Origin of the sequence: Rhodopseudomonas faecalis, from assembly GCF_003217325.1 — a bacterium.
Taxonomy (GTDB): Bacteria; Pseudomonadota; Alphaproteobacteria; order Rhizobiales; family Xanthobacteraceae; genus Rhodopseudomonas; species Rhodopseudomonas faecalis.
In genome coordinates this window covers 82,129-105,141 of sequence record NZ_QJTI01000006.1, presented here as the reverse complement: position 1 = coordinate 105,141, position 23,013 = coordinate 82,129, and the positions used below count along the sequence as shown (strand labels likewise).

Below are 23,013 nucleotides of genomic sequence, written 5' to 3'. Positions count from 1 at the left end.
TCGACGCTTGGTTGCAGAATCTGTGGTTGTCCGCCGACGTTGCAGGGCTGTTGTTAGCAGCGCCGATGCTGCGGGATTGGCCGCACGATCCCGGTCGCTTCTCTGTCACAATCCGTGGTTTTTGAGCAACGATGGCTGCGCAAACCGTGGCATACTGCGGATTTTTACTCAACTGTCATCTTCGATTGGCTGATCGCCTCTAACGTCCAGCGCACGGCAGAGGGGGCACTCTCGAGCACGTATTAAGCCTGCCAGCACTGGCCGCCGCACGCGCCGCCGGACGTTGCTCAAGGCTTGAATCATGACAGGCGAGGGCGGCCGACCTTGGCATCCTCCCGACAGCAACTTGGAGGTTTGAGACCATGTCAATTCGACACTTCATCATCGGTTCGGCGGCCAGCCTGCTGACCATCGGGGCCGCGCAGGCGGCCGATCTGCCGCTCAAAGCCAAGGCGGTCGAGTATGTGAAGGTCTGCTCGCTGTATGGCGCGGGCTTCTACTACATCCCCGGCACCGACACCTGCATCAAGCTGGGCGGCTACACCCGCGCCGAAGTGGCGTTCAATGCCTCCGGCATGACCGGCACGCCGGCCTGGAACAAGGATGCCGGCCAGGACAATCGCAAGAAGAACGACTACATCTTCCGCTCGCGCCAGAACGTTAACATCGACACCCGCACGGCCACCGAATATGGCGTGGTGCGCACCTATTTTGACGCGGTGTTCACCTGGACCAGTGGCGGAAGCAGCTCGACCATCGCCGGCGGTGAGCTTGGTGTCTACTTCGCCTTCATCCAGTTCGCCGGCTTCACCTTTGGTAAGGCGGTGTCGCAGTTCTCGGCGCCGTGGAACGGCACGCCGGGCAACATCACCTCGAACTTGCTCGGCGGTGACGACGTCTCCACCGGCATCAATCAGATTTCGTACACCGCGCAGTTCGGCAATGGCGTGTCGGGCACGATTTCGCTGGAAGACCAGTCCCGCTATCGCCAGTCGCAGCTGTTCAATATCAACAATGCGGCCGGCGGCTACGCGGGTGATGCGGCTTCCTATCTCGGCGGTCTTGGCTCCGGTGTAAACAACTACGCCGGCGTGCAGGTGCCGGATATTGTTGGCCGAATCCGTGTCGAGCAGGCCTGGGGTCTGTTCCAGGTGGGTGCGGCTGCTCATCAGGTGCGGGCGTCCTATTATGTGCCGACCGACGAGTCGACAGGCCACCCTGGCGACAAGTGGGGCTACGCGGTGATGGCGGCATTGCAGCTGAAGAACTTGCCGACCGGGGCTGGCGACACCCTGAACATCGATGCCGTTTATGCTGACGGCGCCTCGCGCTACGTCATTGGCGGCACCACGGACAATTATTTCTCGATGTTCGGTGGCAGCGGTCTGGCCTATCAGAGCGTCGGTTTTGGTGCTGCGGCGGACGGCATCTTCGCCAACGGCTTCGGCATCGAAACCACCAAGGCCTGGGGTATCCGCGGCGCCTTCAACCACAATTGGAACCCGAATTGGGCGACCTCGATCTTCGGTTCGTACAGCTCGCTGGAATACAGCAGTACGGGCAAAGCGATGTACAACGCGGCGCTGCAGAACAAGCTCGGCAACGGCGTTGTCGGTAGCCCGGACTTCAACATCATCCAGATCGGTACCCGTACCGCCTGGACTCCGGTCAAGAACCTGACCTTCACCGGCGAAGTGATGTGGACCCAGCTCGACCAGAACTACTCGGGCGTGACCGGGGCGGTAAATGCGGGTGGTACCAAGCCGGTTGGCGCTCGCTACGAACTCAAGGATCAGGACACCTGGTCCGGCGTGATCCGCGCTCAGCGGAACTTCTAACCTCAAGGGCAAGCCATGCGCTGCATCCGTGCGGCGCATGGCTTTTGCCGTTCGACTGTGATGCGGACCAAGGGCGTTCCGCGCCATCGCGCCGTGTCATGATGCCAGTTTCGGCGCGGCACTTCTCCACAGTCAAAGGCTGCGATTCGGGTAGTTGGGCCACTTGAGTAGTTGTCCAGCGAACCGTGGCCTGAGAGCCACGCTTTCCGATGGCGTCGCGGACAGAATTGAAAAACCTCATTTTATCATGAGCTTATTGGTGCGGTGCAGCACCTGATCCGTGTTATTTGTGCAACACCGGTTCGAAAAGCAGGGGCTCAGTTCCGCTTGGGGCCTTTCCTTTGTTGCGCGTAGTCGGGTGTTGAGTAATTGTCATGTCTGCGACGGAGGGGGGCATCCCGAGGTCGCCCCGTTTAGACGGTTCGCTTACGTCCCTCGCGTTCAGCGGGTGTGTCCAAAGACGCGAAGCAGACTAAGCGGGCTTTCAGGGGGAGCAGGGAACCAACCTTCGGGACACACCGAGCAGGTTCGGAACCATCCCTACAGAGCAAACTTGGAGGTTTACATGAAGATGGTTAAGAGCCTTATCCTCGGCTCAGCGGCGGCCCTGGTCGCGATGGGCGGAGCTCAAGCGGCCGATCTCCCGTTGAAGGCCAAGGCGGTCGAATACGTGAAGGTCTGCTCGCTGTACGGCGCTGGTTTCTACTACATCCCGGGCACCGACACCTGCATCAAGCTCGGCGGCTATCTGCGCGCCGACGTGACCTTCAACGGTTCGGGCGCCTACAATGCGCCAGCCTGGGCTGGCGACGCCGGCAAGGGCACTCGCCTGAAGAACGACTACATCTTCCGGTCGCGGCAAGACATCAACATCGACACCCGCACCGCCACCGAATACGGCGTGGTTCGCACCTATTTTGATGCGGTGTTCAACTGGACCACTGGTTCAGACTCGATCGCCGGCGGTTCGGTCGGCGTGTACTATGCCTTCATCCAGTTCGCCGGGTTCACGATCGGTAAGGCCGTGTCTCAGTTCGATACGCCCTGGACCGGTTATCCGGGCAACAACACCTCGTTCCTGATCGGCGGTTACGATGACGTGACCGGTATCAACCAGATTTCGTACACGATGCAGTTCGGCAACGGCGTGTCGGCGGCGATCTCGTTGGAAGATCAGAGCGCCTATCTGCAGGGTGGTCTGTATAACGTTGATGCTATCCCGGCTGTCGCTGCTACGGCTGGTCCGCTCTATCTCGCGGGTGTTCCCGGCGTGAACAGCTACGCAGGTGTCCAGGCTCCGGATATCGTTGGTCAGATCCGCGTTGACCAGGCTTGGGGTCTGTTCCAGTTGTCGGCGGCTGCGCATCAGGTTCGGGCGAGCTACTACACGAGCGGTGCTCTCCGCGGTGCTGGGGCGACCCTCGATGAAACGCTTGGCCATCCAGGCGACAAGTGGGGCTACGCTGTTCAGGCAGCCCTCTCGCTCAAGAATCTGCCGACCGGCCCCGGCGACAGCGTTAACATCACCGCCACTTATGCGCACGGTGCCAGCCGCTACGTGATTGGCGGCGTGAGCCCGAATAACTTTGCGATGTTCGGTGGTACTGGTAATCCGGCGGCTTACCAGAGCATCGCATACGCGACCTCGGGCGATGGTGTGTTTGGCAATCAGACTGGTATCGAGTTGTCCAGCATCTGGGGCGTTCGCGGTGCATTCAACCACAACTGGAGCCCGACTTGGTCGTCTTCGCTGTTCGGTGCCTACACCTCGGTTAACTGGGGCGGCGGCGGTTCTAACCTGATTTGTACTGCTCAAGCCCTCACTGCTCCGTTCGCTGCAGGAAATTGCAACCCGGACTTCGCGATCTCGCAGATCGGAACTGTTACCCGTTGGACTCCGGTCAGGGGGCTGACCTTCTCGGGTGAAGTTATGTATACACACTTGGATCAGAACAATTCTGGCTTTATCACTGGGGGGCCTGGTGCTGGTAAGCCGGTTCGGACCTATGAGTTCAAGGATCAAGATACCTGGTCCGGTCTGCTCCGTGCGCAGCGCACCTTCTAAGCTCTGGTCTGAAAAGACCTACGATCTCGAAACCCCGGCGGGCAACCGCCGGGGTTTTTCATTTGGCGGCAGCGGTTGTTGGTGATGCCTGCGGACGGGTCGGACCCGCGTGACCGGCGATTGAGGTTAAATAGCGTTAATTGTTAATCGCTTAGCTTGAACTATTCATGTTGAGTGGGAAGTTTCCCGTTGAGTCAGATCGGGGCGCCTTCGGCGGATCGGGCACGGCACTCGGCTTTCGCCACATAGGCTAGCTCCAGGCCAACATTGGCGCCGGCCTAATACCAACGGCAATTGATAGCAACGGCAATTGATACCAACCGATCCGCATGTCATGGCGAGGTTCTGTCCTGGCCATCCACGTCTTTCATCTTGCAGCGCTTTCAAGACGTGGATGCCAGCGACAAGCGCGGGCATGACGAGTCAATGGTCGGAGCCGTTGGTATAAGTACGCAGTTCCTGCGAACTCATTTGGAGCTAAGCCTGGGGAGCCTTCCGGCCACGCTACGGCCGCCGCCTTTCAGCGCTCACGACCTCATTCACGGGGCCAGCCGTTCCGGAATCAGTCCCCGCCGGCGCCGCGGTGCAAATCGGCTTCGATCTGCAATCTGGTGCCGCCGCCGAACCTGGCGCGATAGACCTGCAGATTCTCCATGATGCGCTGCACATAGTTGCGGGTTTCGGAGAATGGGATCAGCTCCACCCAATCGACGGCATCGACCTTGGGGTCGCGCGGATCGCCATAACGCTCGATCCATTTGCGCACGCTGCCGCGGCCGGCATTGTAGGCGGCGAAGGTCAGGATGTAGGAGCCGCGATAGTCGTCCAGCAGGCCGCCGAGTTCAGCGGCGCCGAGCGCGGCGTTGTAGACCGAATCGGTTTTCAGCCGCGCCAGATCGAAAGTGGCGCCATATTTCTTGCAGACATAGCGCCCGGCATCCGGGGTGACCTGCATCAGCCCATAAGCGTTGGCTGGCGACACCACTGCCGGATTGAACGCGCTTTCCTGGCGCGCGATCGAATAGATCACGCTGCGCTCGACCTCCGGGCCGATCGGACGGAATTGCGGAATGCCGACCAGCGGATAGGCGTAGTGATCGAACGGCAGGCCGCGGTTGAGCGCGGCCTTGCCGACCAGCAGCATGCCGCGGGCATCATTGTTGCGGGCAGCCAGCTCCGCCAGGCCCACCAAGGCGTCGGGATCGCCGTTCTCGCCCATGTCGGCGAAGATCGGGACGGCGATCTCTCGTTCGTCGAGCGCGTAAAGCAGCTGCACGGCGCGGACCACCTCCAGCTGCGCGCCGCGGCCGCGCAGCGGGCCATTCAGCTCGATCTGCGGCAGGCCGAGCTTGGCGCGCGCCAGCTGGCCGTAATAGCTGGTCGATTGCTGCGCGGCGGCTGCATAGGCTTGGCGGGCTTCCTGGCTGCGACCGGCGGCTTCTGCGGCGCGGCCCTGCCAATAGCCGGCGCGCGCCAGCGCGGTCGGGTTGACGCTGCCGACGCCGATCCGCGCAAAATGCTGCGCGGCCGTCGCCGGATCTTTCAGAAAACGCAGCGCGATCCAGCCGGCAGTGAATTCCTGCTCGGTCTTGTAAATGTCGCGGGCCGGCAGCGCCGCGTCACGGGCGATCAGATAGGCCGACCGATAGTCGCCGACATCGATCATCTTGCGCGCCAAAAGGCGGCGCTCGATCCACCATTCGTCGAGATTGTACAGCCGGCCGGGATCGCGCGGCGCGCTCAGCATCAGCCTGGCAGCCGCCTCAAACTCCTCGTCCCGGCGCAGCATCTGGATGCGGGCAAACAGATAACCGGGATCGCTGCGCAATTCGTGCGGCACGGCGTCGAGCAGCGCTTTGCCATTCGGTGTCTTGCGCGCCAGCGCGAGCCGCGCGCGCACCAGCGCCACATAGCCCGGACCGAGGCGACGGGCGGCGCGCAGGGCGCCGTCGCCGTCGCTGCCATAGGCGAGGTAGTCCATACGCGCTTTGTGGTCGCTGCCCGACAGCAACGCGCCGAACTGTTCCAGCGCGAGCGTTTCCATGGTTTCGGACATGGAATCGCTGCGCCAGGCGTCGCGCACCAGCCGCTCGGCTTCGCGGCGGTCGCCGCGCGTCAGCAGCGCGCGGGCCAGCGCCAGTTTGCCCTTGCCGGAAATCGGCGTCTCGTTCTGGAAATAGCCGAGGATGGTGGCGTCGTCGCGCTTGTCGTCCCACAGCGCCGCTTCGGTGCGGCGGCGCAGGAAGGTCTGCGACGGCCAGCTCGGATTGGCGGCCAGGAATGCGCGATAGCGTTCGACGCTGGCACCATTGTTATCGCTGCGCAGGATCAGCCATTCCGAGAGTTTGCGCGCCACCGGATCGGAAATCGCGGCGGCCGCCTGGGTTGCTTCGGCCGGATTGCGCTTGCGGATCAGTTCGATCACGGTTTCCAGCGTCTCGACATCGGCCTGCGAGGTGCTGGTGGTGGCGGCGAGGGCGGCCGGGGCGATTCGTTTGGCCGGCTTGGCGGCGGTGACGGCATGTTGCCGGGTCGCCGGCTCCAGCGCCGGCGCGCGCGATGTCGCGGTGGCGAGCGGTACTCGGTCGGATGTCGCTGCGGGCGTCGCTTGCCGGGCGATCGGGCGCGGTTTGGGCAGGGGGACTTTGGCCGCAGCGACCGCTTCCAGCGAGCAGCCCAGGCCGATCAGGAGAGCGAGCGTTGCCGCCGAACCGCGCAGCGCCGTCGTTGACACTGCCAGCACGCCGCTTGGCGGTGACGAGAGAAGGGACAAACCGATCGGTCCTCAGATCTGATTCGATGGTGGGATTCGTTGTCGGCTCAGATTGCGACCGAAATGTTGAAATTGCGGTTTCCAAATAGCAACCATGAGGCTGCGGATTGTCGCAGCCAAGGCGGTCAGGACCGTTCCGCGTCGGTCTCCGCGCTTCAAGTGATATGCAAAGAGCAGCGCCCAAGAGGCGCTGCTCTGCAAGCAAATCGAGTTCAGGATCGACGATCAGGGGCAGGGGTGCCGTCGGCCGTCATAGCCGAGGTAAGTTCCCGACCGAGGGTCGTAGGATTTGAAGCGACGCTTGCAATAGTCGACCGTGCGCCGGTCTCTATTGATGGCGACCACCGGCTCGTCGTCCTCATAATCGTAATAAGTGTAAGGCGTCCCATAATAGTAGTATGGGCTGCCAAACCCGAACCCAAACCCGGTCGCATAGCCCGGGTAGAAGCCGCGGTTATGGTAATGACGCCAGCCGCCGCCGTGCCATCCCGGTCGTCCGCCATGCCAGCCGGGTCTGCCACCCTGCCAGCCCGGACGACCTGCGACTGGGCCGCCGACCGACGGTCCGGCACCGACGATCGGACCACCTCGGCCGCCGCCGACCGACGGTCCGGCACCGACGATCGGACCACCTCGACCACCGCCGACCGACGGTCCGGCACCGACGATCGGACCACCTCGACCACCGCCGCCGACCGACGGTCCGCCACCGCCTCCGACACTCGGGCCTGGACTTCCACCGCCACCAACTGACGGGCCGCCGACCGAGGGGCCGCCTTGCGCCGAGGCATCAACCACCGCTCCAGGCAGGCCGATTGTCAGCAACGCGGCCACGGCCGCGCTTGTGAGAATTCTCGCACTGATCATCGTCAACTCCTTTCAACAGACGGGTTCAACCGCAGTTCAAGCGGGTCGTTCCCGTCGTTCGTTCAGCCCGCCAGTCTTGCGAATACCTCGCCGAGAATAGGTCCTGACGCCTGACAATGCCCTGAACAGATTGCGGAGAAACCACGGCATGCTGCCGCAGCGCGCGAACGCCGCTGGACATTCTTGCCAGCCGGTGGCATCACGAAACTCCCGGCGATCCGAGGACACGGTATGAAATTGTTTCTGCTCCGGTTTTTTACCTGGTGGACGGGCTTCACCTTCGGCACCCAATTCTGGACCTGGCGGTTCGGCGAACTGGTCGGCGTCGATGAGTCCGGCAACCGCTATTTCCGGACCAAGGGTGGCAAGATCGATCCGTCGCTGGGCTTCGAGCGCCGCTGGGTGCTGTATAATGGCTATACTGAACCCACCAGCGTACCAGCGGCATGGCATGGCTGGCTGCACCACTCGGTTGACGTGCCTCCGACCGCGGAGCACTACACGCCGCGCGAGTGGGAAAAGCCGCATCAGCCCAACCTCACCGGAACGGCGGGCGCGTATCGTCCGTCCGGCTCGACGCTTGCCAGCGGGCGGCGCCCGAAAGCGACCGGCGATTATCAGCCCTGGACGCCGTCGGCCTAACGGCGCCGCTGCTCGATCAAACCTGTGCTGTGGCCAGCCTGCGGGCCGCGCGTTCGATCGCGGCCTGACGCTGCTCGCGGGCGCCGGCGGTCAGATCTCTCAGTTTGGCCAGCGTCTCCGGTGCCGCGCTCTGCGGCGAGCCGGCCGAAAATGGCGGCGCCGGGTCATATTCCAGGATCAGCTGGATCATCTCAGCGACGGTGCGATTTGGAGTTCGGCGGGTATCAGCCCGGCATCGACCTCGCTTTGGCGATCATCGCCGAGGATTTTGGCGATGCCATTGCGCAGCAGACCGCACGGCAGCTGGTCGTGTATCACCGCCGCAGCGGCGGTCAGTCGCAGTTCTCGTCATAGCTGGAGTTGCAGTCGCCGGCTGGCCGGTTCGGCGCGCTGCTCGATTGGGTGCGTGCGCATCTTCATCAGCGGCTCACCGTTGAGGAACTTGCTGCGCGGGTCGCGATGAGCCCGCGGCATTTTGCGCGCGCCTTCATCACCGAGATCGGAACCACGCCAGCCAAAGCCGTGGAGCGGCTGCGGATCGAAGCGGCGCGTTCGATGGTGCAATCCTCGGCAAGTAGTATTGAGCGCGTTGCGCAGGCAACCGGCTTTGGTGATCCCGAACGGATGCGACGCGCCTTCATCCGTGCCTTTGAGCAGCCGCCGCAGGCGCTGCGCCGCGCGTCCCGCGCGACGGCGCACCATTGACCGCGCTTGGCAATCATGGTCGCATCTGGTTCGCATCGTCCGGCTCTGCTATAGCCTCACAGGTGTGTCCGCATGCGATGGAACCAAGGCTTGCCCTCGTCATCGATACTTGCCGACATTTTTCCCGGGGCGAGTGAACTCAGCCAGCTAATGCGCGCTCATGATTGGGCGTCGACGCCGCTTGGGCCGCCGACCAGCTGGCCCGAAGGGCTCAAAGTTCCACTGCGCATGATGCTGACATCGCGCTTCGAGATGTGGCTCGGCTGGGGGCCCGATCTCGCGTTCTTCTACAATGATGCCTACATCCCGACGCTCGGTGCCAAACATCCCAAAGCGCTCGGCCAGCCGATGCGCGAAGTCTGGCGCGAAGTGTTCGCCGATGTCGAGGACCGCATCCGTTCGGTGATGGTCGATAGCATCGCCACTTGGGACAAGGCGCTGTTGCTGCTGCTGAACCGCAATGGCTATTTGGAGGAAACCTACCACACCTTCTCCTACAGCCCGCTGCGCGGCGACACTGGCGCGACCGAAGGCTTGATGTGCGTGGTCACCGAAGAGACCGAGCGCGTGATCAGCGAGCGACGGCTCAATACGCTGCGTGCGCTCGCTGACGGGCTGATCGGAACGCAGACCATCAATCAGGTGATCGGCGAGGTGCGGACCGCGCTCGCGTTCAACAATCGCGATTTTCCTTTTGGCCTCATCTATCTGCTGGAACCGTCCGGAGGCTGGCGTGCGGAAGCTTTGAGCCGCGAGGCTCAGCCGCTGCTCGGCGTGGAATGGCCGCTGCAGGGTTTTGAAGGCAGCGTCAGCGCAAGGCGCATTGCGCTGCAGGGGCTGTCGCACCATCTGCCGCGCGGCGCTTGGCAGATTCCACCGAGCGAGGCGTTGCTGCTACCGATCACGCGCGGCACCGGCAAGCCGTTCGGCACCTTGGTACTCGGCCTCAATCCTTATCGGCCGCGCGATTACGATATCGTCGGCTTCTCGCAGCTGATCGCCGGGCAGATTTCCGGTGCCCTGGCCAATGTCGAGGCGCTCGATAGCGAGCGGCGCCGCGCCGATCGCATCTGGATGAATTCGCGCGATCTGCTGCTGGTGGTCGATCAAGACGGCGTGTTTCGCGCCGTCAGCCCGTCCTGGACGCGCGTGCTCGGCTATGCCCCGGACGAACTGTTGGGCAGTGATTTTCGCAAATTCGTCCATCCTGATGATCTGGCACAGTCAGAAGAAGCGCTGGCGACTGCGGTGCGATCCGACAACCTGACCGCGTTTGAGAACCGCGTGGTGGCCAAGTCGGGCGAGGTCCGCTGGATCTCCTGGAACACCTCGTTGGAAGATCGACTGGTCTATGCCTATGGCCGCGACATCACCGCCGAAAAGCAGCAGGCGCTGGCGCTGCTGGCGGCGGAGGAACAACTGCGGCAATCGCAGAAGATGGAAGCGGTCGGCCAGCTCACCGGCGGCATCGCCCATGACTACAACAACATGCTCGCGGTGGTGATCGGCTCGCTGGAACTGCTCAACCGCAAGCTTGGCGATCCATCGCCGCTGGTGAAACGCTATATCGATGCCGCGATGGACGGCGCGCGGCGCTCGGCGGCGTTGACCCAGCGACTGCTGGCATTTTCCCGGCAGCAACCGCTCAATCCGCAGATTGTCGATGCCAACCGGTTGGTTGCCGAAACGTCGGAGCTGCTGCGCCATAGTATCGACGCCAACGTCCGGCTGGAAACCGTGCTGGCCGGCGGGCTATGGCGAGTTCATGCCGATCCCAATCAGCTCGCCAGCGTGCTGCTCAATCTTGCGGTCAATGCCCGCGATGCCATGCCGGATGGTGGCCGTCTCACCATCGAGACTCAGAACTTCTATCTCGATGATGCCTATTCCGCCGCCAATTTTGGCGTGTCGCCGGGGCAATTCGTGATGATCGCGGTGTCGGATAGCGGCACCGGCATGACACCGGAAGTGATGGCGAAAGCGTTCGATCCGTTCTTCACCACCAAGGAGGTCGGCAAGGGCACAGGCCTGGGACTGAGCCAAGTGTATGGCTTCATTCGGCAGTCGTGCGGCCACGTCAAGATCTACTCCGAGCTAGAGCGCGGAACGACCGTAAAGGTCTATCTGCCGCGCATGCTGGAGCAGGGCGACCTGCCCGTCGCAATGCCGCGCGCGGAGGCTCCGGCGGCGGAGGGCGCCGCGGTGCTGGTGGTCGAAGACGAAGCGGCGATGCGTGATTTCAGCGTCGAAGCGCTGACCTCGCTCGGCTACCAGGTGTTTGCCGCCGATGGCGGCGCGGCGGCGCTGGCGCTGCTGGGGCAGCATCCGCAGATCGAATTGCTGTTCACCGATATCGTGATGCCGGACATGAATGGTCAGCAGCTCGCCGAGGAAGCCTGCCGGCGCCGGCCCGATTTGAAAGTGTTGTTCACCACCGGCTACACCCGCAATGCCGTGGTTCATAACGGCGTGCTCGATCCCGGCGTGGTGCTGCTCGGCAAGCCGTTCGGGATCGATCAGCTCGCCGAGCAGGTGCGCAAAGTGCTGGAGAAGTAACAGCGCCGCGGCGTCGTTGCCGTGCCGAGGATCAGCGCGGCGTCAGGACATCCGCTTCAGCCAGTCGCCGATTTCCGCGATCGCGACATTGGCCTGCGGCAGCAGCTTGCCCATGGTGACGAAGCCGTGGAACTGACCAGGGAACGAGCGGTGCACCACCGCGACGCCGGCTTGCTCCAGGCGCTTGGCGTAGTCCTGCCCTTCGTCGCGCAGCGGATCGGCGCCGGCGGTGACGATGTAGGTCGGCGGCAGACCGGCGAGGTCATCGACCTGGGCCGGCGACGCGCGCCAATCATGGGCGTCGTGATCGGCGCTGAGATAGTGATCGCGGAACCAGCGGATCAGCGAATGGGTGGTGAGCACGCTGGTCTCGGCCTCGCTATGCGAGGGCTGGGTCAATGCGAAGTCGGTCGCCGGACAGATCAGCACTTGCCCGGCAAACATCGGGTCGGCGCGGTCGCGGGCCTCGATCGACACCACCGCCGCGAGATTGCCACCGGCGCTGTCGCCGCCGACGAACAGTTTGGCGGGGTCGATCTTCAGCACATGGGCGTTGAACGACACCCATTTCGCCGCGGCAATGGCGTCCTCGACCGCGGCCGGAAACTTGTGCTCGGGCGCCAGCCGATAATGAACCGCGACCACGATCAGCTCGCCGCTGTCGGCGATGCAGCGGCACACCGCGTCATGGCTGTCGAGATCGCCGGCGACCCAGCCGCCGCCGTGAAAGAACACCAGCCCGGGCGCGAGCCCGTCCTGTTGCCGCAGCTTCTTCGGGGTGTAGATTCGGGTTTCGAGATCGCCGGCCGGTCCGGGAATCATGCAATCATTGACCGACGCCATTTCCAGCGAGTCCGGGCAGGCCTCGGCGGCGCTTTGCCGGTACAGCTGGCGCGCGTGCTCCGGCGTCAGCGTATCCAAGGGCGGCCGGGCCGCGAGCTGGAACGCCCGGTAAACCGCTTCGGCATCTGGATCGAGTTTCACCGTCATGACTGCAAGGTCCATTGTCGAACGCACTTCGTCGGCCCCAATATCTCAATCAACAGCTGAACTGACCAGCTGGGCTGTGGACGGTTCACAACCAGCGCCGCTGGTCCGCGCCGCCCTTTCCCCGCCGTATTCGGCGTGTTAACGGAAAAGCCGCGAGCGGCCCGGGAAGTCCTCATCACGGCTGTACAATGTCGCGAGCCTTGATTCGTCGCTGTGAGCCGCGCGAGATGTTGCGATTTTTTGGTATTGCTGGTTTGGCCGCGCTGTTGGCAGCGCCGATGATGCTATCGGCGACACCTGCTGACGCTCAAATCGGCACCATTTTCTCTGATCCGCCGCTGCGGCCGCCGGGCAATGTGCCGCGCGGTGGCGCTTACGAAGACGAGGAAGAGGTGCCGGATTTGCCGCCGCAAGGCCGGCTGTTGCCGACCCCGAACCGGCCGTTGCCGGGGCACGGGCAGGGACAGAGCGCGCTGCCTGGCCCGGTGCAATCGCAGCCGCTGCCGCCGCCGCCAGGCGCCGCGCTGCCGCCCCCGCAAACAGCTCCTAATGCCGCGGTGCCTCCTGCGGCCGCCGTGCCGCCGCCAGCGCCTGGCGTTGCCGCCGCGCCGAGCGGCGCTGCCCAGCCTCAGCCCAAAACCACCGCGCCGCCGGTTCCGGCGACGTTGCAGCCGGGCGATGAGGTGGTGACCGAGCCGCCGGCCCAGAAGATCGTCAATAAGAAGGCGGTGTTCTCCGGTCTCGACAAGATCACCGGCCGCATTATCAATTTCGACGTCGATATCGGCGAGATCGTGCAGTTCGGTGCGCTGCGGGTGAAGACCGACGCCTGTTACACGCGGCCGTCGACCGAATCCGCCAACACCGACGCCTTTGTCGAGGTCGATGAGATCACGCTGCAAGGCGAGGTGAAACGGATCTTCTCGGGTTGGATGTTCGCGGCCAGCCCCGGTTTGCACGGCGTCGAGCACCCGATCTACGATATCTGGCTGACGGACTGCAAAGCGCCGGAGACCACGGTGGCCGCCGGCCAGGCCGACGCACAGCCGAAGCCCGCGCCGCCGCCGCCGGCCCAGAAGCGCGCGCCGCCCAAGCCGCGCCCGCAGCCGCAGGTCTATCCGCCGCAGCAAGCACCAGCCTATCCGCCTCCTTATCGCTGATCCTGAGGGCTGATCGGCCATCGGCTCGGCACCCTTTCGGGCCAGCCGCAACGCGCTGAGCGATAGGCTATCGCAGCTTGATCGGCGGAGGGGTCGCGGCAATGATTTCCAGCGCCCGCGCCCCTAGAACCGGCTGCGCGATCGGCAATTGCGCGAAGTTGGCCTGGCCCTTGAGCGCGACGTCCAGCATCACCCGATAACGTCGCCGCGGCACTTCGATCGCGCCGAAACTGCGCAAATGATCGGTGACGAACTGGGTATCGAGCAGCACGAAATTGCCGGCAAGCAGCCGCGCCACCAGATGCACCAGCGCCACTTTCGAGGCATCGCGGGCGCGGTGGAACATGCTCTCGCCAAAAAACGCGCGGCCGAGGCTGACGCCGTATAGTCCGCCGACCAGATCGCTGTCCTGCCAGACCTCGACGCTGTGGCAGTGGCCGATCTCGAACAGCCCAATATAGAGCTCGCGAATCCGGCGATTGATCCAGGTGCCCTCGCGGCCCGGTTGCGGCTCGGCGCAGCCGTCGATCACCGCGCTAAATGCTTGGTCGACCGTGACGGTGAACACATCGGAGCGCACGGTGCGCGCCAGCCGCGACGCCACCCGAAAGCCGTCGAGCGGGATGATGCCGCGCTGTTCCGGCTCCACCCAGAACAGCGTCGGGTCGTCGACGCTCTCTGCCATCGGAAAGATGCCGCAGGTATAGGCGCGCAGCAGCATTTCCGGGGTGATGTCGGAAGTGGAGGGATCGCGGCTGGTCATTCCACATCTTAACAAGGCCGGCGCCGGCCGCGAATACCGAATACCGTGGCTGATCGCCGCTCAATCGTCGCTGGTGGGCCGGATCAGTCGGCGTTCTGCGCCGCGCCCTGCGGCGCCCGGCTGACATCGGGAGGAGGGGGCTTCTGGCGCTGGAAACGCAGCACCATCCGGGTGCCTGCATGATTGGGGTCGCGTTCGACGCTGGCTTCCAGTTTGCTCGCCATCGCGCTGACGATGCGCTGGCCCATCCCGGTTGAGCGCGGGTCGGGGCATTTTGCGGCGAGGCCCACGCCGTCATCGGCAATCGACAGTTCGACCTCATTGCCGTTGCCGCGCAACGCAACGTGAATCGGCCCCGAGCCATCCGGATAGGCGTATTTCACCGCGTTCATGATCAGCTCATTGACGATGATGCCGATCGCGACCGCGCGGTCGGGATCGATCTCGACCGGATCGGAGTGCAGCGTGAGCCGCGACATCCGGTTGCCCTCGGCCGAGCGGCGCAGGTCTTCCAGCAGCGCTTCGAGATATTGATTGAGCAGCACGCTGTTGAGATCTTGCGACGTATAGAGTCGGCGATGCACCTGCGCGACCGCGGCGACCCGGCCCATGGCGTTGGTCAGCGCCGCTTTGACATCGGCCTGCTGCGTTGACGAGGCTTGCAGATGGAGCAGCGACGCGATGATTTGCAGCGAGTTGCCGACGCGGTGATTGACCTCGCGCAGCAGCAATTCGCGCTCGGCCGCCAGCGCCGCATAACGGTCGCGCGACGCATGAACCTCGGCGACCGCTTCGTCGCGCGCCTTGCGCAGCCGCGCCTGCTTGATCGCCTGTTCGACCGCGACATGCAGCAGCGGCACGAAATCGCCCATAGTGTCTTTCACCAGGTAATCGGCGGCGCCGGCCTTCAAGGCCGTGACCGCGATCGCCGAATCCTGCGAGGCCGTGACGAACACCACCGGCGGCGGGTCGGGAATGAGCTGGATCTGCTCCAGCGTTTCCAGGCCGTCGAGTCCCGGCATGTATTGGTCGAGCGCCACCACGTCGATGCCGCCTTGGCGCAGCCGGGCGAGGCCGGTTTCGCCGTCGGTGGCATGTTCGACCTGATAGCCTCTCCGCTGCAGCCCGCGGATCACGAGCTGCCCCAGCGCCTCGTCGTCATCGATATAGAGGAGCGTCGGAGCTGTTTCGGTCATGCGACGGCTTGCGGAACCTGAATCACGGAGAAAAACAATCCTAGCTGGCGAATGGCGTTGGCGAAGCTCTCATAGTTCACGGGCTTGGTGATGTAGACGTTGCAGCCGAATTCGTAGCAGCGCTTGATCTCCTGGGCATCGTCGGTGGTGGTGAGCACCACCACCGGAGAACACTTGAGATGATCGTTCTCTTTGACTCGGCGCAGGATATCGATGCCGGACATATCGGGCAAATTAAGGTCAAGCAGGATCAGCAAAGCTTGGCCCTTATGATGAAGACCGGTTCCATCGCCGCCAAACAGATAGTCGATCGCTGCCGTCCCATTCGTGAATGGCACGATCTCATTGTTGACGCCGGAGCGCCGGATGTTGCGCTCGATCAGGCGCGCGTGGCCCTCGTCGTCCTCGATCATGATGATGGTAACAGGTTTGCTCATTTAGAGGTATCCCGAGATGTTGCCAGCCATTTGGTCGGCAGGGTGATTGTGAAAGTCGAGCCTCTGCCCAAGGTGGACGCGACCGACATCGTTCCGCCAAGGCGGCGCACCAGGGCGCGGACATGCGCAAGACCGATGCCCTGACCGGGCCGATCCTGCGGGCCGGCGCGGCGAAACAGCTCGAAGATGCGCTGGTGATCCTTGGGATCGATGCCGCGGCCATTGTCCTGGATTTCAAAGATCGCAAAGCCGAGTTTTTCCCGGCCGCGGATCGCGATATCGCCGGGCGCGCCGGCTTTCAGATATTTCAGCGCATTGTCGATCAGGTTGGAGAAGATCTGCTCGAGCGCCAGCCGGTCGCTGACGATCTCGGGCAGCGGTTCGACGCGGATCTGCGCATTGGCCTCGGCGGCCTGATGGGCGACCGTGCTGACGATGCCTTCGATCAGTTCGCGGGTGTCGATCCGCACCGGCCGGAATTCGCGGCGGCCCTCGCGATTGAGCGCCAGAATCGCGGTGATCAGCCGGTCCATCTTGCCGATTGATGACTTGATGAAGCCGAGCGCCTCGGAAAAGTCCTGCGACAGCTTCTGATCGGTTTCCGACAACTGCGGATCGCTGTCACTGTCGGCCGTTTCGGGCATGGGCGCTGCGGCCGGATCGCGACTCAGCGTCTCAATACGCCGAAAAATATCGTTGCGCAGTTCTTCCAGCTCGCTGGTAAAGCCCATGATGTTGACCAGCGGCGAGCGCAGATCGTGGCTGACGATGTAAGCGAAGCGCTGGATTTCCTCATTGGCCTCGCGCAGATCGGCGGTGCGCTCGGTCACGATCGATTCCAGATTGAGATTGGCGTCGAGCAATTTGGCCTCCGCCTCGTCGCGTGCTTTCGCCGAGCGGCGCAGTAGCGCGATCGAGATGGTGGCCAAGATCACCACCAGCCAGGCACCTGAGGTGGTCACGGCGGCGGCCAGCGACTGACTGCGATCTGCGGCGATCGTGCGCTCCCGAAACAGCCGCTGCTCCTCGCGGCGCATCTCGCCGGCCAGTTCGCGAATCCGGTTCATGGTTTCGCGACCGGCGCTGATGCGCAGCTGTTCGGTGGCTTCGCTGATCTTCTTGTTCTTGCCGAGCTCCAGCACCTGCCGGAACTGGTCCAGCCGATTTTCCGACAGCCTCATGATCTCGCGCAGCGCCTGTTGCTGCTGGGAATTGTCGCGGATTTGCTGCTGCAGCGTCTGCAGCCGCGGCAAGATCGCGCTGGCCGCTTCCTCGAATTCGTCGAGGAACTCCTTTTGATCGGTCAGCAGATAGCCGCGCTCGGCGCTCTCCGCGCGCCGGATCTGAACCAGCGCCAGCGAGATGTTGTTCTCCACTTCGAGCGTATGGGCGACCCACGCCGCATCATCGCGCGCGCGGTTCAGCCAATAAATGGAGGCCAGACTAATCGCCACCAACACCACAAAGGCCGCCGACAGCAGCGCTACCTGCAACCAGCGTCCGCGATTAGGCGTCATCGCGTCGCCTCGTGACTGACTCTGCACGTCAATTCCACATTGCCCCCGCTCACACCACGAGCCGGGACTAACGCGGACCGCAGGCTTCGGTTCCCGTCCGGGCAGCCAATCGGGCCGCGCCATGGGGCGTCGCGGGGCAGGCGTCCGCCAGACCTGTCTCGATAAAATAAAGGCGGCTCTGATTGCTCGGAGCCGCCTTTGTCTTAGCTGTTCTTGTCTTAGCTGTTCTTGGTCTCGCCTGTAGCCAGGTAATGTTCGAGCCAGTGAATGTGGTAGTCGCCGTCGATGATATTCGGCTCGCGCACCAGCGCCCGGAACAGCGGCAGCGTGGTTTCGATGCCGTCCACCACCATCTCGTCGAGCGAGCGGCGCAGCCGCATCAGGCACTCGGCGCGAGTCTTGCCGTGCACGATCAGCTTGCCGACCATCGAGTCGTAATAGGGCGGGATCATGTAGCCCTGATACACCGCCGAATCGATGCGCACCCCGAGCCCGCCGGGCGGGTGGTAACGCTGGATGCGGCCCGGCGAGGGCCGGAAGGTCACCGGGTTTTCGGCGTTGACGCGGCATTCGATGGCGTGGCCGGTCAAGACGATCTCGTCCTGGGTCGCCGGCAGGTCGCCGCCAGCCGCCACCCGGATCTGCTCCAGTACCAGATCGATGCCGGTGATCATTTCGGTGACCGGATGCTCGACCTGAATACGGGTGTTCATCTCGATGAAGTAGAACTCGCCGTCTTCATAGAGAAACTCGATGGTGCCGACGCCGAGATACTGCATATCCTGCATCGCCTTGGCGCAGATGCCGCCGATGCGGGCGCGCGCTTCCGGGGAGAGGATCGGCGAGGGACCTTCTTCCCAGACCTTCTGATGGCGCCGCTGCAGCGAGCAGTCGCGTTCGCCGAGATGGATCGCGCCGCCGCGGCCATCGCCCAGAATCTGGATTTCGATGTGGCGCGGTTTGGTCAGGTACTTTTCCAGATAGACCGAGGCGTCGCCAAACGCCGCCTTGGCTTCGGTGGCCGCGGTCGACAGCGCAAATTGCAGGTCGGCCTCGGTGTGCGCCACCTTCATGCCGCGGCCGCCGCCGCCGGCTGCCGCCTTGACCAGCACCGGAAAGCCGATCTCGCGCGCGATCGCCATCGCGTCGTCGTCGGGGCCGACCCCGCCGTCGGAGCCCGGCACCACCGGGATGCCGAGCCGCTTGGCGGTTTTCTTGGCTTCGATCTTGTCGCCCATCAGCCGGATGTGCTCGGCCTTCGGTCCGATGAACTGCAGATTATGGTCGGCCAGGATTTCGGCAAACCGGGCGTTTTCCGACAGGAAGCCGTAGCCGGGATGGACGGCATCGGCGCCGGTGATCTCGCAGGCCGCCAGCAGCGCCGGGATGTTGAGGTAGCTGTCCTTGGACTGCGGCGGGCCGATGCAGACGCTTTCGTCGGCGAGCCGGACGTGCATCGCGTCAGCGTCTGCGGTGGAATGCACCGCCACGGTGGCGATGCCGAGCTCCTTGCAGGCCCGCAAAATGCGCAGCGCGATTTCGCCGCGATTGGCTATCAGGATCTTGTCGAACATGGCGTTCCAGACTGCGCAATGAGAATGAGGAGGGCGAGGCGCGACCAGGAGCAGTGGCTTTGAGCGCTAACCAGCGCCGCTACTCCAAAACCCCGCTTGCTACTCGATGACCACCAGCGGTTCGCCGAATTCCACCGGCTGGCCGTCTTCGACCAGAATCTGGGTCACCGTGCCGGCGCGCGGCGACGGGATCTGATTCATGGTCTTCATCGCCTCCACGATGAACAGCGTGTCACCGGCGCTGACCCGGCTGCCGACCTCGATAAACGGCTTGGCGCCGGGCGAGGGCGCGACATAGACGGTGCCGACCATCGGCGACGGCACCATGCCCGGATGCTTGCTGACATCGGCCGGAGCAGCCGGCGCCGCAGCGGCGGCCGGTGCATAATTGGCCGCCATCGCCGGCATGGTCGCCGCGACGGTGACGTTGCGGGCCACGCGCAGCCGCAGTCCTGAACGCTCGATCTCGATCTCGGTCAGATTGGTCTCTTCGAGCAGCAGTGCCAGTTCGCGAATCAGCACGCTGTCATCGGCAGCCTTGGTCTTTGCGGCGGGGGTATCTTCAGGCTGGCGGGCCATAGGTCGATCCAAACTTTCGAGGTGAAGGGAAGGCGTCAGGCTGTTGCGCTGAAACCGAGTTTTGCAGCGAGACCGCTGATCGCCAGCCGGTATCCATCGATACCGAAGCCACACAGGCTGGCGAATGCGGCCTTCGCAATGAAGGACTGGTGGCGGAAACTTTCGCGGGCGTGGATGTTGCTGATATGCACTTCGATGGTCGGCAGCTGAACGGCTGCGACCGCGTCGTGCAACGCGACTGAGGTATGAGTGTAGCCGCCGGGGTTGATCACGATCCCGACCGCACCGTTGGCGCGGGCGTCGTGAATGAAATCGATCAGGTCGCCTTCGTGGTTGGACTGCCGGCAATCGACGGAGAGGCCGAAGCTGGCCGCCGTTTCGACGCAGAGTTTTTCGACATCCGCCAGCGTGGCGTGTCCATAGACCTCCGGCTCGCGGAGCCCAAGCAGATTGAGGTTCGGGCCGTTCAGCACATAGATGGTCTTTGGCATCTCAATCCCGAACAGGTTCTGGTCATCCTGCGATGGTCCGTTGCAGGCAGCTCCGGTGTTCCACCGTTCGGCCGACAATCAATTCGGGTCGCTCACCCGGGAGCGTCGGCACAAAAGGGTGACCAGAAATCTTGATTTCCAGTGCGGCTAGGCTGTGAACGGGCGCCACACTGTCCAATCAGTGGGCAGGGACACCCGGCACGCTCATTGCCTGCGCGTTATATGTAACCTCGCGGCGAAGGGGAAGCCTCCCAGGGACAAAAGCCGCAGCCGTTCCGTTAAATCTGCATGTTTGGGCTTGCCGCCAGATGATTGGCAAAACAACAAAACTCGTGCTGCCGGTTTTTCCGGGGCGCGGGACGTCTGACCTTTAGTCTATGGCTTATCCCCTGCGTAAAAGGCCGGGCCGCGCCAGGAAAACCCGCCGGAACATCAGCTTACAGCTTGGCTTCGTGGTCCTGCCGCACCGGACAATGTCTGATGCAGGCTGTTGGCGGCTTGCCGACGGGGAGCTGACGGTAACATGCGGAAGGCGAGCGCAGTGTCGAGCGCTGGTGCGGATCATTCCTTGTCACGGGAATCAAAACCTCGCCCGCCGGACTGCGGCGGGCGAGGTGCAGGTCGTTGAAAGGCCGGGTCGGGCTCGGGGCAGGGCGCGGCTGCCCGGCAAAGGGCCCCGTCAGGCGGGCAGCACCGCCACGATCTCCATGGTGCGCGGATTGACCACGATGATCTCACCGCGGGCCAGGAAGAACTCATAGCCGCGCCAATCGGGATAGATCGTGATGATCTCCGAGGGCAGCGGATGGAAGCGCACCTCTCGCGGCACCCTTGTGCCGATCGCGATGTTGAAGTTGACGTTGGTGGCCGGCTCGACCCGCTGCTGCTTGATCACGGTGGTGATCCGGGTGCGCTGATCGGCCGATAGCTTGGCGCCGCCGCCGGCTTGCCCGGTGGTGGTGGACCGGCTGTCGTCATCGCCCCGTTGCTCGGCGGCGTTGCGATTGTCATCGCGCATCCGGTCGCTGGAACGCATGTCCTTGTCCGACTTGGTGCTGTCAGACTTGGTGCTGTTGCGATCCGACTTCATGTTGGATTGCGAACCGTCCTGAGCGCGCTGGCCGCGGTCCCGATCGCCATCCTTGCCGGTGCTTTGGCCGGTGGTCTGGCTGGATCTAGAACCATCCCGCATCGAGTCGCTCGATTTCATGCCGGGCTCTGATCCGCGGCCCGACTCGGCACCCTTACTGGTTCCGAGGCTGTCGCGGCTGCTCGGCGAGCTGGCGCCGCCCTGAGACGATGGGCTGCCGCTCTGCTGGGCGGCGCCACCACTCCCACCCATCGATCCGCCACCCGTTCCCTGGGCGTGGACCACGCCGCTGCTGGCGAACATCGCAACGGCTGCGGCGGAAATCAGGAAACGATTCATTGCACTCTCCTCGCGTTTGCACTGCCCGCGGAACAAACGACAACCAGCGACGGCCGTTCCGGAGTTCCGAGAGTGCTGGCAATTTTGTTTTCTGAACGCCGCCTGCGCCGGGCGAAATCAGATGCCGAACCCCGCGGCTGTAGTCACTATTCAGCGAAACCACAGAGTTCGCCGTGGCGATGTCGTGACCTCTATGCGATAGTTCTGTGACACTCTTAATCCCGGTGGTACCCGGCTGGGTTCAGGAGCACGGTCATGGCGCTCTACATCGTAAAATTCTTCAAGGAGATCCTTGGGGAGAATGGCCGGCAATCCGAGGTCTGCCAGAGCTTCGTTGAAGTCGAGGCCGACAACAGCGGCGAGGCCTGCGAAAAGGCCAAGAAGCGGTTTTGCGAGTCCGAGCGGCTCGATCATTGGTCGCTGCATGCCGACCGGCTGCATGTCAGCGAATGCGAACGGCCTGCCGCCACGCCGCATCCATAGGCCCGGTCCTGATCGGCGGGCAGCCCTTTGCGCCCGTAGCCCGTATGGCGGATGAGCGAAGCGTCATCCGCCGTCACATGGCGTCAAATCGACAAGGCTGGCGGGTTACGCGCGTCGCGCTAACCCGCCGTACGTGTTCGTGTGGGCCAGATCAGACTCGAGTGATTAGCAGGACGGCTTGCCGCAGCGCGCGATGTTGATCTTCTCGCGCAGCGTCGAGTGGCCGACTGCGCCGATCACCACCTGGTTGCCGATCACGTAGCTCGGCGTGCCGTTCATGCCCATCGCTTCGGCGAGCTTAAAATTTTCTTCGATGGTGGCGCGCACTTCCGGGCTCGCCATGTCCTTTTCCAGCCGCGCCATGTCGAGGCCGGCATCCTTGGCGGCGGCCATCGAGCGCGCCTTGTCGGCCTGGCCGCGGCCGTTCAGCAGTTTTTGGTGGAAGTCGAGATATTTTTGGCCGGTCGGGTCCTGCATGCGCACCGCGATCGCCACTTGCGCGGCTTCCATCGAGGTCGGCCCCAGCACCGGGAATTCTTTCAGCACCACCTTCAGCTTCGGATCGGCCTTGAGCAGCTCCATCATGTCGAGCATGGCGCGTTTGCAGTAACCGCAATTGTAGTCGAAGAACTCGACCATGGTGACGTCGCCGGCGCGGTTGCCGATCGTGACGCCGCGCGGCGAATTGAAGATCGTGTCGGCGTTTTCGGCGATCGCCGCCTTGTGCTTCTCGGCCTCGGCGAGCGCCTGGCGCTTGTTCAGCTCGGCCGACACTTCTTCCAGCACTTCGGGGTGCGACAGCAGATAGCCGCGCACGATCGATTCGATCTCCTTGCGCTGGGCATCACTAAAACTCGGCTCGCTGGCGAGCGCGGGCATGGCGCCAAGCGCGAATGCGAGCAGGGCAGGAGCGGCGAAGCGGGCGGCGGACATGGGCGAAATCCTTTT

20 protein-coding genes and 1 pseudogene are annotated in these 23,013 nt (G+C 63.5%); 8 read left to right on the top strand and 13 right to left on the bottom strand.

The window, feature by feature from the left end; translation table 11 throughout:
• The first annotated feature begins 362 nt into the window (after nucleotides 1–362).
• Both BJ122_RS07030 and BJ122_RS07025 read left to right on the top strand, forming a co-directional pair.
• Nucleotides 363–1,838: a porin gene (locus BJ122_RS07030; protein WP_110780394.1), complete on the top strand. Its 1,476-nt coding sequence runs from the start codon at nucleotides 363–365 to the stop codon at nucleotides 1,836–1,838.
• A 565-nt stretch (nucleotides 1,839–2,403) separates the two neighbouring features.
• Nucleotides 2,404–3,903, top strand: coding sequence for a porin (locus BJ122_RS07025; protein ID WP_110780393.1), 1,500 nt, complete (start codon nucleotides 2,404–2,406; stop codon nucleotides 3,901–3,903).
• 562 nt (nucleotides 3,904–4,465) lie between these two features.
• On the opposite strand, the gene BJ122_RS07020 is transcribed toward BJ122_RS07025, so the two are convergent.
• Together BJ122_RS07020 and BJ122_RS19795 are read right to left on the bottom strand one after the other, a co-directional pair.
• On the bottom strand, nucleotides 4,466–6,676 hold the full coding sequence (locus BJ122_RS07020; protein ID WP_110780392.1) for a lytic transglycosylase domain-containing protein: 2,211 nt from the start codon (nucleotides 6,674–6,676) through the stop codon (nucleotides 4,466–4,468).
• 225 nt (nucleotides 6,677–6,901) lie between these two features.
• Entirely contained in the window at nucleotides 6,902–7,021 is a 120-nt protein-coding gene (locus BJ122_RS19795) for a BA14K family protein (RefSeq protein WP_347337801.1), read from the bottom strand.
• Between the two features lie 156 nt (nucleotides 7,022–7,177).
• Between BJ122_RS19795 and BJ122_RS19790 the strand changes: the two genes are divergently transcribed.
• Together BJ122_RS19790 and BJ122_RS07010 are read left to right on the top strand one after the other, a co-directional pair.
• Entirely contained in the window at nucleotides 7,178–7,429 is a 252-nt protein-coding gene (locus BJ122_RS19790) for a hypothetical protein (protein ID WP_347337800.1), read from the top strand.
• A 345-nt stretch (nucleotides 7,430–7,774) separates the two neighbouring features.
• Nucleotides 7,775–8,185 (top strand): NADH:ubiquinone oxidoreductase subunit NDUFA12, encoded by a 411-nt coding sequence (locus BJ122_RS07010; protein ID WP_110780390.1) that lies wholly within the window; start codon nucleotides 7,775–7,777, stop codon nucleotides 8,183–8,185.
• Nucleotides 8,186–8,201: 16 nt separating this feature from the next.
• Here BJ122_RS07010 and BJ122_RS19545 read toward each other — a convergent pair whose 3' ends face one another.
• Entirely contained in the window at nucleotides 8,202–8,375 is a 174-nt protein-coding gene (locus BJ122_RS19545) for a hypothetical protein (protein WP_245407650.1), read from the bottom strand.
• On the opposite strand from BJ122_RS19545, the pseudogene BJ122_RS19540 reads away from it, so the two are divergent.
• Together BJ122_RS19540 and BJ122_RS07000 are read left to right on the top strand one after the other, a co-directional pair.
• A pseudogene (locus tag BJ122_RS19540) lies at nucleotides 8,319–8,890 on the top strand (GlxA family transcriptional regulator); the annotation flags it as partial. The gene BJ122_RS19545 and the pseudogene BJ122_RS19540 overlap by 57 nt on opposite strands.
• 231 nt (nucleotides 8,891–9,121) lie before the next feature.
• Entirely contained in the window at nucleotides 9,122–11,446 is a 2,325-nt protein-coding gene (locus BJ122_RS07000; RefSeq protein WP_245407642.1) for a GAF domain-containing hybrid sensor histidine kinase/response regulator, read from the top strand.
• A gap of 42 nt (nucleotides 11,447–11,488) precedes the next feature.
• On the opposite strand, the gene BJ122_RS06995 is transcribed toward BJ122_RS07000, so the two are convergent.
• On the bottom strand, nucleotides 11,489–12,436 hold the full coding sequence (locus BJ122_RS06995) for an alpha/beta hydrolase (RefSeq protein WP_110780388.1): 948 nt from the start codon (nucleotides 12,434–12,436) through the stop codon (nucleotides 11,489–11,491).
• Between the two features lie 227 nt (nucleotides 12,437–12,663).
• On the opposite strand from BJ122_RS06995, the gene BJ122_RS06990 reads away from it, so the two are divergent.
• Entirely contained in the window at nucleotides 12,664–13,596 is a 933-nt protein-coding gene (locus BJ122_RS06990; protein WP_110780459.1) for a DUF2155 domain-containing protein, read from the top strand.
• Nucleotides 13,597–13,663: 67 nt separating this feature from the next.
• Here the strand turns inward: BJ122_RS06990 and aat are convergent, their stop codons facing one another.
• From aat to BJ122_RS06950, 8 genes are all read right to left on the bottom strand, one after another.
• Nucleotides 13,664–14,359 (bottom strand): leucyl/phenylalanyl-tRNA--protein transferase, encoded by a 696-nt coding sequence (aat, locus tag BJ122_RS06985; protein ID WP_110780387.1) that lies wholly within the window; start codon nucleotides 14,357–14,359, stop codon nucleotides 13,664–13,666.
• Nucleotides 14,360–14,442: 83 nt separating this feature from the next.
• Nucleotides 14,443–15,555 (bottom strand): sensor histidine kinase, encoded by a 1,113-nt coding sequence (locus tag BJ122_RS06980; protein ID WP_110780386.1) that lies wholly within the window; start codon nucleotides 15,553–15,555, stop codon nucleotides 14,443–14,445.
• A complete protein-coding gene (locus BJ122_RS06975) occupies nucleotides 15,552–15,992 on the bottom strand; it encodes a response regulator (RefSeq protein WP_110780385.1) in 441 nt (146 codons plus the stop codon). Before BJ122_RS06975 ends, BJ122_RS06980 begins: the two co-directional genes overlap by 4 nt.
• Entirely contained in the window at nucleotides 15,989–17,509 is a 1,521-nt protein-coding gene (locus BJ122_RS06970; protein WP_110780384.1) for a sensor histidine kinase, read from the bottom strand. The genes BJ122_RS06975 and BJ122_RS06970 overlap by 4 nt, the downstream gene beginning before the upstream one ends.
• 218 nt (nucleotides 17,510–17,727) lie before the next feature.
• Entirely contained in the window at nucleotides 17,728–19,083 is a 1,356-nt protein-coding gene (accC, locus tag BJ122_RS06965) for an acetyl-CoA carboxylase biotin carboxylase subunit (protein WP_110780383.1), read from the bottom strand.
• 99 nt (nucleotides 19,084–19,182) lie between these two features.
• The gene (gene accB / locus BJ122_RS06960) at nucleotides 19,183–19,662 is read right to left on the bottom strand and encodes an acetyl-CoA carboxylase biotin carboxyl carrier protein (protein WP_110780382.1); all 480 of its coding nucleotides are present in this window, start codon (nucleotides 19,660–19,662) and stop codon (nucleotides 19,183–19,185) included.
• A 35-nt stretch (nucleotides 19,663–19,697) separates the two neighbouring features.
• Nucleotides 19,698–20,153 (bottom strand): type II 3-dehydroquinate dehydratase, encoded by a 456-nt coding sequence (gene aroQ / locus BJ122_RS06955; protein ID WP_110780381.1) that lies wholly within the window; start codon nucleotides 20,151–20,153, stop codon nucleotides 19,698–19,700.
• A 679-nt stretch (nucleotides 20,154–20,832) separates the two neighbouring features.
• Nucleotides 20,833–21,582: a DUF1236 domain-containing protein gene (locus BJ122_RS06950; RefSeq protein WP_110780380.1), complete on the bottom strand. Its 750-nt coding sequence runs from the start codon at nucleotides 21,580–21,582 to the stop codon at nucleotides 20,833–20,835.
• 255 nt (nucleotides 21,583–21,837) lie between these two features.
• Here BJ122_RS06950 and BJ122_RS06945 point away from each other — a divergent pair, with 255 nt between their 5' ends.
• Nucleotides 21,838–22,065 (top strand): hypothetical protein, encoded by a 228-nt coding sequence (locus tag BJ122_RS06945; RefSeq protein WP_027277036.1) that lies wholly within the window; start codon nucleotides 21,838–21,840, stop codon nucleotides 22,063–22,065.
• A gap of 165 nt (nucleotides 22,066–22,230) precedes the next feature.
• Here BJ122_RS06945 and BJ122_RS06940 read toward each other — a convergent pair whose 3' ends face one another.
• On the bottom strand, nucleotides 22,231–22,998 hold the full coding sequence (locus tag BJ122_RS06940) for a DsbA family protein (RefSeq protein WP_110780379.1): 768 nt from the start codon (nucleotides 22,996–22,998) through the stop codon (nucleotides 22,231–22,233).
• Between the last annotated feature and the right edge of the window lie 15 nt (nucleotides 22,999–23,013).

Excerpts from the sequence above, each read along its gene's own strand:
- accB (WP_110780382.1), bottom strand. The coding sequence starts at position 19,662 with ATGGCCCGCCAGCCTGAAGATACCCCCGCCGCAAAGACCAAGGCTGCC.
- BJ122_RS06945 (WP_027277036.1), top strand. The coding sequence starts at position 21,838 with ATGGCGCTCTACATCGTAAAATTCTTCAAGGAGATCCTTGGGGAGAAT.
- BJ122_RS06980 (WP_110780386.1), bottom strand. The coding sequence starts at position 15,555 with ATGACCGAAACAGCTCCGACGCTCCTCTATATCGATGACGACGAGGCG.
- aroQ (WP_110780381.1), bottom strand. The coding sequence starts at position 20,153 with ATGCCAAAGACCATCTATGTGCTGAACGGCCCGAACCTCAATCTGCTT.
- accC (WP_110780383.1), bottom strand. The coding sequence starts at position 19,083 with ATGTTCGACAAGATCCTGATAGCCAATCGCGGCGAAATCGCGCTGCGC.
- aat (WP_110780387.1), bottom strand. The coding sequence starts at position 14,359 with ATGACCAGCCGCGATCCCTCCACTTCCGACATCACCCCGGAAATGCTG.
- BJ122_RS07000 (WP_245407642.1), top strand. The coding sequence starts at position 9,122 with ATGCTGACATCGCGCTTCGAGATGTGGCTCGGCTGGGGGCCCGATCTC.
- BJ122_RS19545 (WP_245407650.1), bottom strand. The coding sequence starts at position 8,375 with ATGATCCAGCTGATCCTGGAATATGACCCGGCGCCGCCATTTTCGGCC.
- BJ122_RS07030 (WP_110780394.1), top strand. The coding sequence starts at position 363 with ATGTCAATTCGACACTTCATCATCGGTTCGGCGGCCAGCCTGCTGACC.
- BJ122_RS19790 (WP_347337800.1), top strand. The coding sequence starts at position 7,178 with ATGCCAGCCGGGTCTGCCACCCTGCCAGCCCGGACGACCTGCGACTGG.
- BJ122_RS06940 (WP_110780379.1), bottom strand. The coding sequence starts at position 22,998 with ATGTCCGCCGCCCGCTTCGCCGCTCCTGCCCTGCTCGCATTCGCGCTT.
- BJ122_RS06970 (WP_110780384.1), bottom strand. The coding sequence starts at position 17,509 with ATGACGCCTAATCGCGGACGCTGGTTGCAGGTAGCGCTGCTGTCGGCG.
- BJ122_RS06995 (WP_110780388.1), bottom strand. The coding sequence starts at position 12,436 with ATGACGGTGAAACTCGATCCAGATGCCGAAGCGGTTTACCGGGCGTTC.
- BJ122_RS06990 (WP_110780459.1), top strand. The coding sequence starts at position 12,664 with ATGTTGCGATTTTTTGGTATTGCTGGTTTGGCCGCGCTGTTGGCAGCG.
- BJ122_RS06950 (WP_110780380.1), bottom strand. The coding sequence starts at position 21,582 with ATGAATCGTTTCCTGATTTCCGCCGCAGCCGTTGCGATGTTCGCCAGC.
- BJ122_RS07010 (WP_110780390.1), top strand. The coding sequence starts at position 7,775 with ATGAAATTGTTTCTGCTCCGGTTTTTTACCTGGTGGACGGGCTTCACC.
- BJ122_RS06975 (WP_110780385.1), bottom strand. The coding sequence starts at position 15,992 with ATGAGCAAACCTGTTACCATCATCATGATCGAGGACGACGAGGGCCAC.
- BJ122_RS07025 (WP_110780393.1), top strand. The coding sequence starts at position 2,404 with ATGAAGATGGTTAAGAGCCTTATCCTCGGCTCAGCGGCGGCCCTGGTC.